14 protein-coding genes are annotated in these 13922 nt (G+C 65.9%); 12 read left to right on the top strand and 2 right to left on the bottom strand.

Features of this window, described 5'->3' with window-relative positions:
* Positions 1-137 precede the first annotated feature (137 nt).
* Positions 138-1139, bottom strand: coding sequence for an adenosine kinase (locus tag BRAO375_RS20940; protein ID WP_009029440.1), 1002 nt, complete (start codon positions 1137-1139; stop codon positions 138-140).
* 69 nt (positions 1140-1208) lie between these two features.
* On the opposite strand from BRAO375_RS20940, the gene murJ reads away from it, so the two are divergent.
* From murJ to BRAO375_RS20960, 4 genes are all read left to right on the top strand, one after another.
* A complete protein-coding gene (gene murJ, locus BRAO375_RS20945; protein ID WP_009029441.1) occupies positions 1209-2783 on the top strand; it encodes a murein biosynthesis integral membrane protein MurJ in 1575 nt (524 codons plus the stop codon).
* A 49-nt stretch (positions 2784-2832) separates the two neighbouring features.
* The gene (gene trpS, locus BRAO375_RS20950; protein WP_035641537.1) at positions 2833-3885 is read left to right on the top strand and encodes a tryptophan--tRNA ligase; all 1053 of its coding nucleotides are present in this window, start codon (positions 2833-2835) and stop codon (positions 3883-3885) included.
* Between the two features lie 237 nt (positions 3886-4122).
* Complete coding sequence (locus tag BRAO375_RS20955) at positions 4123-4617, top strand: universal stress protein (RefSeq protein WP_009029443.1); 495 nt, start codon at positions 4123-4125, stop codon at positions 4615-4617.
* Between the two features lie 108 nt (positions 4618-4725).
* Entirely contained in the window at positions 4726-5295 is a 570-nt protein-coding gene (locus BRAO375_RS20960; RefSeq protein WP_009029444.1) for a NifU family protein, read from the top strand.
* Between the two features lie 287 nt (positions 5296-5582).
* Here the strand turns inward: BRAO375_RS20960 and BRAO375_RS20965 are convergent, their stop codons facing one another.
* Entirely contained in the window at positions 5583-7265 is a 1683-nt protein-coding gene (locus BRAO375_RS20965) for a methyl-accepting chemotaxis protein (protein WP_009029445.1), read from the bottom strand.
* Positions 7266-7514: 249 nt separating this feature from the next.
* Here BRAO375_RS20965 and tsaB point away from each other — a divergent pair, with 249 nt between their 5' ends.
* The 8 genes from tsaB to BRAO375_RS21005 form a co-directional block, all read left to right on the top strand.
* The gene (gene tsaB, locus BRAO375_RS20970) at positions 7515-8216 is read left to right on the top strand and encodes a tRNA (adenosine(37)-N6)-threonylcarbamoyltransferase complex dimerization subunit type 1 TsaB (RefSeq protein ID WP_009029446.1); all 702 of its coding nucleotides are present in this window, start codon (positions 7515-7517) and stop codon (positions 8214-8216) included.
* Entirely contained in the window at positions 8213-8695 is a 483-nt protein-coding gene (rimI, locus tag BRAO375_RS20975; RefSeq protein ID WP_009029447.1) for a ribosomal protein S18-alanine N-acetyltransferase, read from the top strand. Before tsaB ends, rimI begins: the two co-directional genes overlap by 4 nt.
* Before the next feature lie 43 nt (positions 8696-8738).
* On the top strand, positions 8739-9191 hold the full coding sequence (locus BRAO375_RS20980) for a Fur family transcriptional regulator (RefSeq protein ID WP_009029448.1): 453 nt from the start codon (positions 8739-8741) through the stop codon (positions 9189-9191).
* Positions 9184-9903 carry an HAD family hydrolase gene (locus BRAO375_RS20985; protein WP_009029449.1) on the top strand — a complete coding sequence of 240 codons (720 nt, stop codon included), beginning with the start codon at positions 9184-9186 and terminating at the stop codon, positions 9901-9903. The genes BRAO375_RS20980 and BRAO375_RS20985 overlap by 8 nt, the downstream gene beginning before the upstream one ends.
* A gap of 55 nt (positions 9904-9958) precedes the next feature.
* Positions 9959-11356, top strand: coding sequence for a tRNA (N6-isopentenyl adenosine(37)-C2)-methylthiotransferase MiaB (miaB, locus tag BRAO375_RS20990; RefSeq protein WP_009029450.1), 1398 nt, complete (start codon positions 9959-9961; stop codon positions 11354-11356).
* A gap of 64 nt (positions 11357-11420) precedes the next feature.
* The gene (locus BRAO375_RS20995) at positions 11421-12398 is read left to right on the top strand and encodes a PhoH family protein (RefSeq protein ID WP_052536115.1); all 978 of its coding nucleotides are present in this window, start codon (positions 11421-11423) and stop codon (positions 12396-12398) included.
* Positions 12399-12458: 60 nt separating this feature from the next.
* Complete coding sequence (ybeY, locus tag BRAO375_RS21000) at positions 12459-12968, top strand: rRNA maturation RNase YbeY (RefSeq protein WP_009029452.1); 510 nt, start codon at positions 12459-12461, stop codon at positions 12966-12968.
* 2 nt (positions 12969-12970) lie between these two features.
* Positions 12971-13922, top strand: a 952-nt coding sequence (locus BRAO375_RS21005; protein WP_035641538.1) for a hemolysin family protein, incomplete at its 3' end; no start/stop codon positions are given.

Consider the following 13922-nt stretch of genomic DNA (forward strand, 5'->3'; position numbering starts at 1 on the left):
AGGTCGCACCGCCGGCGTGGTCGCGGTGCGCTCTTTCTCTCTGGTCTTCACAGAGCCGCGACTAGCTTCGCTCGCGCTGAGAGTCAGTTTAAGCTGCACCGAGCAAGCCGCGTCGATGTGTCTGACGTAGACCTGAGCTACACCTTCAGCCCGTTCTGCGCGGCCAGCTCCTTCAGCGACACCTGCGGCCGTGCGCCGATGTGCTGGATCACCTCGGCCGCCGCCAAGCCGCCGAGCTTGCCGGCCATCTCGTAGCCGGTCTTGCGCACGAGCCCGAACAGGAAGCCGGCCGCGAACAGATCACCGGCGCCGGTCGTATCGACCAGCGTCTCGATCGGATGCGCCGGCACGGCGATGACGCCGTCGTTCGACACCACGACGCAGCCCTTGTCGCTGCGGGTGACGATGCCGAGCGTGGCGTCCTCGCGCAGCTGCTTGAGCGCGCCGTCGAAGTCTGAGGTCTGGTACAATGAATGCAGCTCAGCCTCGTTGGCGAAGACGAGATCGACGGTGCCGCCGCGCATCAGGTCGAGGAACTCCTCGCGATAGCGATCGACGCAGAACGAGTCCGACAAGGTCAGCGCGACCTCGCGTCCCGCGTCATGCGCGATCGTCGCCGCCTTGACGAACGCGTCCTTGGCGTCCTTCGGGTCCCACAGATAACCTTCGAGATAGACGATACGCGCGGCTGCAATCTGAGCGGGATCGATGTCGGCGACCGTGAGGTTCTGCGCGGCACCGAGATAGGTATTCATGGTGCGCTCGCCGTCCGGCGTGACGATGATGTAGGAGCAGCCGGTGGCCGGACCATCGGCGGCGGGCGCCGTCTCGAACGCCACGCCGGCGGCGCGGATGTCATGCGTGTACATCCGTCCGATCTGGTCGCTCTTGACCTTGCCGACATAGGAAGCACGCGCACCGAGGCTGGCCAACCCGACGATGGTATTGGCCCCCGAGCCGCCCGACATCTCGGTCGCCGGGCCCATATCCGCATAAATGGCGGCCGCGCGTGCCTCATCGATCAGAGCCATACCGCCTTTGGTCATGCCGTGCTTGGTGAGGAAAGCCTCATCGGCCTGCACCAGCACGTCGAAAATGGCGTTGCCGATCCCGAGAACATCGTATTTCGCGTCAGTCATCCACTGGCCCCGTTTACGGCGTTTGCAAACGCTGCGGCCTATCACAAGCGGCGCTGCTATAGAAGCCTCATGATCCGATCATTCGTGACCGTGTTGTCAGGAACACTCAGCTCGCGCCTGCTCGGCTTCGGCAGGGACGCGCTGATCGCCGCGCTGCTCGGCGCAGGGCCGTTCGCCGATGCGTTCCTGGCGGCGTTTCAGCTCGTCAACGTCGTGAGGCGATTGCTGACGGAGGGCGCGCTCAATGCGGCGCTGGTGCCGGCGTGGCTGCGGATATTCCGGCAGGAAGGAGAAAGCCGGGCGGCCGCCTTTGCCGGCCGCGTGCTCGGCACCGTCAGCGCCGGCCTGCTGATCGCAACGCTCGCGCTGGCCCTGCTGATGCCGCTCGCGATGACCGTGCTCGCGCCAGGCTTCGCCGGTGACGAGACGCTCACCATGGCGGTGAACGACGCCCGGCTGATGCTGCCTTATCTCGCTTTCGCCGGCCCCTCGACGGTGCTGCTGGCCCTGTCCAGTGCACGCGGCCGGTTCGCGCTGGCGGCTTTTGCGCCGCTGCTGTTCAACGTCGCCTTGATCGCCGTGACGATCGTGCTGCTGATGCAACAGCCGGATCCGGCGCACGCGGCACTGCTGCTCGCGGCGACGATTGGCATTGCCGGGCTGCTGCAACTCGCAATGCTGGCGCAACGCGGAGACAGGAGCACAATCGCCGCGCCGGTGCGCGTCGCAATCGATCCCGCCATGCGCGGCTTCTTCGCCCGGGCGCTGCCCGGCATGGTCGCCAGCGCGGGTCCGCAGCTGCTGGCGGTCGGCGGCGCGATCATCGCCTCGACCACGCCGTCGGCGGTATCGTGGCTCTATTTCGCCAACCGCCTGATCGAGCTGCCGCTCGGCCTCGTCGGCGTGGCGATGGGCACGGTGCTCATCCCCGAGCTGACGCGCGCACTGCACGCCGGCGACGACGCCGCGCTGTCCGAGGTGCAATCGCGCGGGCTGGAGCTGACGATGGGCCTCGCGCTGCCGGCGACGCTCGGCCTGATGATCCTCAACGCGCCGATCATTCGTTTGCTGTTCGAACATGGCGCGTTCAGCGCAGCCGACGCCACCGCCACGGCGCAGGTGCTGACCTGGCTCGCAGCTGCTCTCCCCGCGCAAGTCCTGACCAAGGCGCTGCAGCCGGCGTTCTTTGCGCGCGAGGACACCCAGACGCCGCTGCGCGCCACCTTGATCGGATGCGGCGCGGCGATCGCGCTGGCGTTCCTGCTCGGCCAGATGTTTGCCGCGAGCGGCATCGCCGCCGGCCTCGCGCTCGGCGCCTGGGCCAACGCCGCCGTGCTGCTCCGGCGTGGCGCCGCGAGCTTCGGCTTTGCGATCTCCAGCGCAACGCGGCGCCGGCTGCCACGCATCGCATTCGCGGCGGCAATCATGGCGGCGGCGCTCTGGGCCGTCGCCGCGGTCACCCTGCACGCAGCTGCCGGCAGTCATTTCGGAGCCGCCCTTCTGCTCGCCGGCCTGATCGGCGGCGCGATCATGCTTTATGCAGCCTTGCTGCTGGTCCTCGACGTCGTCGACTGGCGGCAGACGCTTCAGGCCATCCGGCAGCGGTCCCCCGGCAACCTGCCCGCTGGCGACTTGCACCTTTGAGGCGCCCGTGCCAAACGACGCAGCAAATCCATCATCTGGAACAGCGACCATGGCCTTCGTGGAACGGGTTTTCTCCGGCGTCCAGCCGACCGGCAACCTGCATCTCGGCAACTATCTCGGCGCGATCGTCAACTTCGTGAAGATGCAGGAGACGCACAACTGCATCTATTGCGTCGTCGACATGCACGCGATCACGATGCCGATCGACGTCTGGGGCGGCCCGGCCGAGCTCGCGCGCAACACCCGCGAGGTCACCGCGGCCTTCATTGCCGCCGGCATCGATCCGAAGAAGCATATCGTGTTCAACCAGAGCCAGGTCTCCGGCCATGCCGAGCTTGCCTGGATCTTCAACTGCGTCGCGCGCATCGGCTGGCTGAACCGCATGACGCAGTTCAAGGAGAAGGCGGGCAAGGATCGTGAGAACGCCTCGGTCGGTCTGTACGACTATCCGGTGCTGATGGCGGCCGACATTCTGCTGTATCGCGCGACGCATGTTCCGGTCGGCGAGGACCAGAAGCAGCATCTCGAGCTCTCGCGCGACATCGCGCAGAAGTTCAACAATGATTTCGGCGACTCGATCCGGGCCCAGGGCTTTGGCGACGGCCTGTTCTTCCCGCTGCCGGAACCGTTCATCACCGGCCCCGCGACGCGCGTGATGTCGCTGCGCGACGGCACCAAGAAGATGTCGAAGTCGGATGCATCCGACTACTCGCGCATCAACCTGACCGACGATGCCGATACGATCGCGCAGAAGGTCCGCAAGGCAAAGACCGATCCGGAGCCGCTGCCGAGCGAGGAGAAGGGGCTCGACACGCGTCCCGAGGCCGACAATTTGGTTGGCATCTACGCGGCGCTGTCGGACCGCAGCAAGGCGGACGTGCTGCGCGACTTCGGCGGCGGCCAGTTCTCCAGCTTCAAGAACGCGCTGGTGGAGCTGTGCGTCACCAAACTCGGCCCGATCGCCGCCGAGATGAAGCGACTGACGGCCGATCCGGGCTATGTGGATTCTGTGCTGGTCGACGGCGGCGAGCGTGCCCAGGCCATCGCCGCGGAGACGATGAAGACGGCCAAGGATATCGTCGGCTTCATCCGCAAGGCCTGATCAGGTCTGCCCTGGCCCGGATGAGCGAAGCCACATCCGGGGTCACACGAGCTGTGCGCTTGAACCCGGATGTCGCTCCGCTCATCCGGGCTTCTACGAGACCGCCGGCGTCGATCCGAGCGTAAGCCCGGACGAACGGCCGCATCCGACGCGGAACCCGCGCCCCCCTCTCCCCAACGGACAGGGGCTGTGGCAGCATCGCGCCCCGATCGACTCGCGGCAGCAGGCGGGGGCACCATGGCGGCGCAGCGGCAGAGCTATCAGACCGGTCATGCGCCGAAATGTCTGGTCGTGGTCGACGACAGCGCCGAGTGGGATCGCGCGGTCCGCTATGCCGGACGCTGGGCGAAGCGTGCCGGCGGCCGCATCGTGATGTTGCACATCATCGAAACCGAGGACCAGAACCAGCAATGGCTTGGGGTCGCCGACCTGATGCGCGCGGAGGCACAGGACGAGGCGAATGCCGCGCTCGACCAGGCAGCGGCGATGCTGGCGGCGATCGGCGCCGCGGCGCAGGAACGGGTCATCCGCGAGGGCGAGCCGACGGCGCAGATCCTGGCAACGATCGAGCATGACAGCGACATCGCGCTGCTGGTGCTGGCCGCACATTCCGGCCCCGAGGGTCCAGGCCCCCTCGTCACCCATGTGATCAAGACCGTCGGCGCCTTCCCGATTCCCCTGGTGATCGTCCCCGGCGATCTCAACGACGCCGATATCGACGCTCTTTCATAGACTTAAGCACGAATTTGGCGCGCAGCGCTCTTGATCGTGCGCGCCTCCTTGCCATCTGCTAAGACACGACCACAGGCCGGCCTTGAACCGGCGCTGCCGGAGAAACCCATGTTCATCCAGACTGAAGCCACTCCCAATCCCGCCACCTTGAAGTTCATCCCGGGCCGCGTCGTGCTGCCGACCGGGACGATGGAATTTTCGAGCCGCGATGCCGCCGGCCGCTCGCCGCTGGCCGAGCGCCTGTTCGCCGTCGACGGCGTGACCGGCGTGTTCTACGGCGCCGACTTCATCACCGTGACCAAGAGCGACGGCGAATGGCAGCACCTCAAGCCGGCGATCCTCGGCGCGATCATGGAGCACTACATGTCGGGCGCGCCGCTGCTCGCCGATGGCAGCGCGGCCAATGACGCCTCCGCCGACGAGGACGACGAGTTCTACGACGAGGCCGACACCGAGACGGTCGGCATGATCAAGGATCTGATCGAGAGCCGCGTCCGCCCCGCGGTCGCCAATGACGGCGGCGACATCACCTTCCGCGGCTTCAAGGACGGCATCGTCTATCTCAACATGAAGGGCGCCTGCTCCGGCTGCCCGTCATCGACCGCGACGCTGCAGCATGGCATCCAGAACCTGCTGAAGCATTTCGTGCCGGAAGTGATCGAAGTCCGGCCGATGTGAGATGAGCGAGTGGCGAACAGGGAGTAGCGAATAGGAGACCTTCCTTCGCTGCTCGTCGGTCGCTATTCGCTCTCTCACCACCTAGCTCTGGCAAATCGAGATCCGGGACTGTCGATCCACGGAATTCTGGCTGCTAGTTGACTCCGTCATGCCCGGGCTTGTCCCGGGCATCCACGTCGCGCCGAGCACGCCGGACGACGTGGATGGCCGGGACAAGCCCGGCCATGACGACGTGGTGAGAGATGCGCGCAAAACTGCGATCATAAGATGCGACAGCCCCGCTCTCCTCACGCCGCCTTGCCGATGGTGGCGGCCTCGGCCGCCGCCTGACGCATGTTCGAGGACATCTCGTTGGTCACGGCGCTCTGTTCGCCGACCGCCTGCGCGGTCGATGCTACGTACTCGTTCACGCTCTGGATCGCATTCTTGATCGCATCGAGCGCGCCGACGACGTCGGATGAGATGCCGTTGAGATTCCCGATCTCGCTGCCGATGCGATCGGTCGCCTGCTTGGCCTGATTGGCGAGATTCTTCACCTCGCCGGCCACGACGGCGAAGCCGCGCCCGGCTTCTCCGGCGCGCGCCGACTCGATCGTGGCGTTGAGCGCCAGAAGGTTGATCTGGCCGGTGATGCTGCCGATCAGCTCGACGATGCTGCTCATCGCGCCGGCCGCCGACGACAGCCGCTTGGCCTGCTGGTCCGCGTCCTCGACCCGCGTCACCGCGGCCGTGGCGGTCTCCTTCGACTTGGCCATGGCATCGGCGATCTGCTGCACCGAGGAATTGAGCTGCTCCGCCCCGGCCGCGACATGCTCCATCATGCCGCGCACCTTGTCGCCCTTCATGCGGGTGATCACCTGCGCGGTGACATCGGTGGCGAATTTCACGATCTTGAACGGCTTGCCGTTGAGATCCTTGATTGGATTGTAGGTCGCCTGGATCCAGACCTGGCGGCCGTCCTTGCCGGCGCGCTCGAACTCCCCGCTCTGGAATTCACCGCGCGCCAGCGCCGCCCAGAACGCGCGATAGTCGGCGGTCTCTCCGGCGCCGTGCGGCATGAACATGCGGTGATGCCTGCCCTTGATCTCCGCCAGCGTGTAGCCGAGCGTCTTCAGAAAATTATCATTCGCATCGAGCACATTGCCGTTCAGATCGAATTCGATCACCGCCTGCGATTTGCGGATTGCTGCGCTCTGGCCGGCGAAATCAGCGGCGATCAGCTTCTGCTGCGTGACGTCGGACGCGTATTTCACCACCTTGAAGGGCCGCCCTTCGTCGTCGAGGATCGGATTGTAGGAGGCGAGAATCCAGACCTCGCGCCGATCCTTGCCGCAACGCTTGTACTCACCGGAGCGGAACTCGCCGCGATTGAGGCTGGCCCAGAACTCCTTGTAGGCGGCGCTGTCGCGCTCGCCGGGCAGCACGAACATGCTGTGATGCCGGCCCTTGATCTCGGCAAGCGCATATCCCATTGCAGCCAGAAAGTGATCGTTGGCATCGATGATCGTGCCGTCCAGATTGAACTCGATCACCGCCTGCACCCGTCCGATCGCGGCGATCTTGCCGGCATCCTCGATGCTGCGCATCTTCTGCGCCGTGATGTCCGAGGCGAACTTGATGATCTTCACCGGCTTGCCGCCATCGAGCACCGGATTGTAGCTCGCCTGGATCCAGACCGGCCGCTCGCCCTTGCCGAGGCGCTTGTACTCGCCGGAGCGGAACTTGCCGCTCTTCAGGTCGGCCCAGAACGCCTGATACTCCGCGCTGGCGCGCAGTTGCGGCGCGACGAACATGCGATGGTGCCTGCCCTTGATCTCGTCGAGCGCGTAGCCCATCGCGTCGAGAAAATTCTTGTTGGCAGTGAGGATGGTGCCGTCGGTGCCGAATTCGATCACGGCCTGCGAGCGATTGATCGCCTCGACCTGAGCCATCGCGTCCCGCGACGCCGAACTGCCTGACCAGAATGACATGGGAGATCCTCTTCTCGGGATTTGGGCGGCACCTTTCACGTCGAGCAGCGCCAGCCGAAGTCACAGATGCGGCGACAACTCCCATACGCCCGGAAAGATTTGCTTAATTGATCGGAAATTCAGTAGTTTACCTGCTCGGTGCTTGCCGTGTGATGCGTTTTTCCCGATCAGGATGTAAGAAGACGGCAACTGTCGCGATCAAAGTACCCAAAAAGGTATTCGGCACTCCCTCACTGCGAACCTGACCTGATGCTGATTCTCGCCATCGATACTGCCCTCGACCATTGCGCCGCCGGCGTTCTCAATACCGATTCGGCCGAGATGATCGCCCAGGACACGCTGCCCATGAAGCGCGGCCATGCCGAGGCCCTGATGCCGCTGCTGGCGCGCGTGATGCAGCAATCCGGCGCCGGCTTTGCCGATCTCGACCGCGTCGCGGTCACGACAGGCCCAGGTAGTTTCACGGGACTGCGGGTCGGGCTCTCCGCCGCGCGCGGCATCGGCCTTGCGGCCCACAAGCCGGTGGTCGGGGTCACCACGCTCTCCGCCTACGCGGCGCCCGTCGTGAGCCAGGACCGCGATCATCCGGTCATTTCGGCGATCGATGCCCGGCATGATCACCTGTACTATCAAGTTGTGAGCGGCAGCGGCGAGGAGCTGGTCGCGCCACAGGTCGCGGCGATCGATGACGTGCTGGCCGCCGCCCGCTTCGGCGCGCCGCATCTCGTCGGCAATGCCGCCACCGTCCTGGCCGAGCGCTGGTCCACCGCGACGGCTGCGCCGGTGGCGGTGGACATGCAGCCCGGCCCCGACATCGCGTGGGTCGCCTGGCTCGGCGCGGCGGCAGATCCGGCGCATGCGCCCGCCCGCCCGTTCTATCTGCGTGCCCCCGACGTCAAGCCGCCGGCGCCTGCATCGATCGAGCCGGTCAGGACGGCTGTCTCGTCATGAACATGTTCTTCCGGTGGCTCGGCCGCACCAAGCCCGCGATCGAAGCGGCCGCGATGCGCGACGCGAAAAGGCTCGCCCAGATCCACGCCGCCTCGTTCCATCGCGGCTGGGGCGAGGGCGAGTTCGAGGTCATGCTGGCCGAGCGCAACACGCTGATTCATCGATTGCGACTCGGTCGCAAACTCATTGGCTTCATCGTCTCGCGGATCGGCGCCGACGAGGCGGAGATTTTGTCGGTTGCGCTTGACCCAAATCAGCGCGGTCGCGGCCTCTCTCGTGATTTGTTGCTGACACATCTCGGGCACCTTGCAGGCCGCGGGGTCCGGACGGTTTTTCTCGAGGTCGAGGAAAACAACCAGCCGGCCAGGCGGCTCTATGAAAGGGCCGGATTTGCCACCGTTGGCCGGCGGGAACGCTATTACCTGCAACCCGGCGGGGAACAGTTGAACGCGCTTCTGATGCGTCGGGACTTGTCGTAACCTGCGCTTGGTGGCAGAAAGCGCATCCTTGAGGCGAGACACAATGACCTCCTTGAAGACTACGCCAGCGCCCAATTCCTCCGGCATCGAAGCCCGCTGCGCCGCCACCGGCATGCGGATGACCGAGCAGCGCCGGGTGATCGCCCGCGTGCTCGCCGAAGCCAGCGACCATCCCGACGTCGAGGAACTGTACCGGCGCTGTGTTGCCGTCGATGACAAGATCTCGATCTCCACGGTGTACCGCACCGTGAAGCTGTTCGAGGACGCCGGGATCATCGAGCGTCACGACTTCCGCGAGGGCCGCGCCCGCTATGAGCAGATGCGCGACAGCCATCACGATCACCTGATCAATCTGCGCGACGGCAAGGTGATCGAGTTCACCTCCGAGGAGATCGAGAAGCTGCAGGCCGAGATCGCCCGCAGGCTCGGCTACAAGCTGGTCGATCATCGGCTCGAGCTGTATTGCGTGCCGCTCGACGAAGAGACGAATGGCTGACGCGGCACCGGCTTCCAAACTCGATCTCGTCATTTTCGATTGCGATGGCGTGCTGGTCGATAGCGAGGTGATCTCCTGTCAGGCGCATGCTGACGTGCTCAGCCTGTGCGGCTATCCGATCACCGCCGACCAGGTGTTCGACCGGTTCCTCGGCCGTTCCTCGAAGCAGGCGACGATGGAGGTCGAAGCCGAGCTCGGTCGGAGCCTGCCCTCGGACTTCAATAGCCGGCTGCAGGATCGTTTGTTTCGCGCCTTCGAGCAGAATCTCCATCCCGTTCCCGGAATCGTCGAGGCGCTCGACGCCCTCGACATCCCGGTCTGCGTCGCGTCGTCCGGCTCGCATCAGCGGATGCGCGTGAGCCTCGGTGCCACCCGCCTTTATGATCGGCTCGCCCCGCACATCTTCTCGTCCTCGCAGGTCGAGAACGGCAAGCCGGCGCCCGACCTGTTCCTGTTCGCGGCGGCGCAGATGAAGGCGCGGCCCACGGCCTGCGTGGTGGTCGAGGACAGTATTGCCGGTATCCGGGGCGGCGTCGCGGCGGGCATGACCGTGCTCGGGTTTCACGGCGGCAGCCATTGCCGGGCGGACCACGCCGACAGCCTGCGCGCCGCCGGGGCCACCCAGGTGTTCGACGACATGCGGCAGCTGCCAATGATTCTCAGCAGACTGGGCGAGAAAACCGGCCCGCTCGCTGGATTTTCGGCGCTTTAGCCTATATCTGAGCCCGGCGCCGAGCTTGGCGCATTCCGACCGCATGCAAGGGTTCATGACGCCGCCGCGCAAGCTGCACATCAAGTCCTATGGCTGCCAGATGAATGTCTACGATGCCCAGCGCATGGTGGACACGCTGGGCGCTGAGGGATTCGTCGAGACCGCCGACGCCGGCGACGCCGATCTCGTGATCCTCAACACCTGCCACATCCGCGAGAAGGCCTCGGAAAAGGTCTATTCGGAGCTCGGCCGTCTCAGGGTCGCGAAGGAGGAGGCGGCCAAGGCGGGCCGTGCGATGCAGATCGCGGTCGCCGGCTGCGTCGCCCAGGCCGAAGGCGCCGAGATCATCGCCCGCGCCCCCACTGTCGACGTCGTCGTCGGGCCGCAGAGCTACCACCATCTGCCCCAATTGCTGTCGCAGGCCAGCCGCGGCGAGCGGGCGATCGAGACCGAGTTTCCCGCCGAGGACAAGTTCGGCTTCCTGGCCAAGCCCAGCCGCGAGGCGATCCGCGCCCGCGGCGTGTCGGCCTTCGTCACCGTGCAGGAAGGTTGCGACAAGTTCTGCACGTTCTGCGTGGTGCCGTACACGCGCGGCGCCGAGATGTCGCGGCCGGTGGCGCGGATCGTCGACGACGTGATGCAGCTGACCGAGAGCGGCGTCCGCGAGATCACGCTGATCGGCCAGAACGTCAACGCCTATCACGGCGACGGCCCGGATGGCCGCGCCTGGACGCTCGGCCGCCTGCTGTACCGGATCGCCGAAATCCCCGGTGTGGCGCGGATCCGCTATTCGACCAGCCATCCCAATGACGTCGACGACGACCTGATCGCGGCGCATCGCGATCTCCGAGCCGTGATGCCGTTCGTGCATCTGCCGGTGCAGTCCGGTTCCGATCGCATCCTCGACCTCATGAACCGCAGGCATGGCGCAGCCGATTATCGGCGCGTTGTCGACCGTTTTCGCAGCGTGCGGCCCGACATTGCATTCTCTTCCGACTTCATCGTCGGGTTCCCCGGCGAGACCGAGGAAGATTTTCGCGCCACCCTCGCGCTGATCGATCAAATCGGCTACGCTGCGGCCTATTCTTTCAAGTATTCGCCGCGCCCGGGCACCCCGGCGGCGGACATGCAGGAGATGGTGTCAGCGACCGAAATGGACGAGCGATTGGAGCGTCTCCAGAGCTTGATCGACAGCCAGCAGGCGGCCTTCAACCGCTCCGCGATCGGCACGGTCGTCGATGTGCTGTTCGAACGCGCCGCGCGCAAGCCGGGGCAGCTGGTCGGTCGGACCGCCTATCTGCAGCCGGCCCATGTGATGGCGTCCGAGGACATCATCGGCCAGGTGCTGCCGGTCAGGATCGACAGTCTTGAACGCTACAGTCTGCTCGGCGAGCTCGTCACGACACCAGCCGCGCGGCCCGACGTCGCATCCCTCATGTCCATCGGAGGCTGAGCACTTGCCCAAGAGCGCATCGGATTCATCTTCCCTCGCTCCCAGCCGCAAGTTCGACCGCGACATGACCATGCCCCCAGAGACCCAGGTCGTCATCGATTTCGACGACAACCGCGCCGCTTCCGCCCTGGTTGGCCCTTACGGGCAGAACCTCGCGCTGGTCGAGCGCCGCCTCGGCGTCGTTGTCGATTCCCGCGGCAATCACATCACGATCGGCGGCTCCCGCGACGGCTGCGATGCCGCGCGCCGCGTGCTGGAGACGCTGTACGCCCAGGCCGTGAAGGGCATGGACCTGTCGCAGGGCGACGTCGAAGGCGCGATCCGCGCCGTCGTCGCGCAGGGCTCGCTGTTCGAGTTCGACGCCAAGAACGGCAAGAACGCGTTCGAGAGCATCAATCTGCGCAAGCGTCCGGTGCGCGCGCGCACCGCGGCGCAGGATTCCTATATCCGCGCGCTGAAACGCCACGAGCTGGTGTTCGGCATCGGCCCGGCCGGCACCGGCAAGACCTGGCTCGCAGTGGCGCATGCCGCGCAGCTGTTCGAGCGCAAGGAAGTCGACCGCATCATCCTGTCGCGCCCCGCGGTCGAAGCCGGCGAGCGGCTGGGCTTCCTGCCTGGCGATCTGCGCGAGAAGGTCGATCCTTATCTGCGCCCGATCTACGACGCGCTGTACGACCTCATGGATGCGCGCGTCGTCGAGCGCGCGCTGCAGGCCAACGAGATCGAGATCGCGCCGCTCGCCTTCATGCGCGGCCGCACCTTGACCAATGCCGCGATCATCCTCGACGAGGCTCAGAACACGACATCGATGCAGATGAAGATGTTCCTGACGCGTCTCGGCGAGAACAGCCGCATGATCATCACCGGCGATCCCTCGCAGGTCGACCTGCCCAATGGCCAGACCTCGGGGCTCGCCGAGGCCGCGCGCCTGCTCGACGGCGTCGAGGGGATCGCGCAGGTCCGCTTCACCGGCGAGGATGTCATTCGCCACGAATTGGTGGCGCGCATCGTCGCGGCCTATGAGGGCCCGAAGGCCCGTTGATCCCCGGAGCACGCCGATCGGCGCGTGACGTCAGCGCCATCCGCACAGAACTCGACCAGGATGCCACAAAGTCCCATTCCGATCACCGAGGTCATCGTCGCCGCCGAGTGCTGGCAGGACCAGCCCGACGCCGAGGACGTCATACAACGCGCCATCGTCGCCGCCGCAGAGATGGTGGAGGCCGATGTCGGCGACGCCGAGATCGCCGTCATGCTGACCGATGATGCCGGCATCCGCACCCTGAACAGCAATTGGCGCGGCATCGACAAGCCGACCAACGTGCTGTCGTTTCCGGCGCTGCAGCCGACCGGGCCGCGCTCTGACGACGACGCGCCGCGCATGCTCGGCGACATCGCGATCGCCTATGAGACGATGCGGCGCGAGGCCGATGACGAGCAGAAGCCGTTCGACCACCATCTCAGCCATCTCACCGTCCACGGCTTCCTGCATCTGATCGGCTACGATCATGAGACCGATGACGAGGCCGAGGAGATGGAGGCACTGGAGACCGAGATCCTCGCGCATCTCGGCATCCCCGATCCCTATGCCGACCGGGAACGGGTGAATTGACCATGGCCGATTCCGAGCCCATCCACGACAATCCGCGCAACACGCGCAACCTCCCCGCCGTGGTGCCTCCGTCCGAGCTCGGCCGCTCGCCCAGCGAGAACTGGCTGCTGCGCGCGCTGCGCAATCTGTTCGGCTGGAAGGGCGGCGGCTCGGTGCGCGACGACCTGCAGGTCGTGCTCGATGCCTCGACGCCCGACGACATCGGCTTCTCCGCGGTCGAGCGCACGCTGCTGCGCAACATCCTCGATCTGCACGAGCGCCGCATCGCCGACGTGATGGTGCATCGCGCCGACATCGTTGCTGTCCGCCGCGACATCACGCTCGGCGAGCTGATGAGCCTGTTCGAGAGCGCCTCGCACTCACGCCTCGTGGTCTACAACGACACGCTCGACGATCCCGAGGGCATGGTGCACATCCGCGATCTGCTCGCCTACACGACGGCGCAGGCGCGCGTGTCCGACGACGTCAAGGCGCGGCGCAAGAAGCCGCTGCCGGCCGGGCTCGATCTCAAGGCGGTCGACCTGTCGATGCCGCTGTTCGAGGCCAACATCATCCGCAAGCTGCTCTACGTGCCGCCGTCGATGCGCGCGATCGATCTGCTGGCGCAGATGCAGGCCTCGCGCATCCATCTGGCGCTGGTGGTCGACGAATATGGCGGCACCGACGGCCTGGTATCGATCGAGGACATCGTCGAGCAGATCGTCGGCGAGATCGACGACGAGCACGACAGCGACGAGCCCCCGGCGATCATGCGGCAGGCCGACAATGCCTTCATTGCGGACGCCCGCGCCAGCCTCGACGACGTCCGCCGGGTGATCGGCGAGGAGTTCGTCACCGGCGAGGCCGGCGAAGGCGTCGAAACCTTGGGCGGCTATCTTGTCAATCATGTCGGCCGGCTGCCGGTGCGCGGCGAGCTGATCTCCGGTCCCGGCAATTTCGAGGTCGAGGTGCTCG

Source organism: Bradyrhizobium sp. ORS 375 (genome assembly GCF_000239775.1).
GTDB lineage: Bacteria > Pseudomonadota > Alphaproteobacteria > Rhizobiales > Xanthobacteraceae > Bradyrhizobium.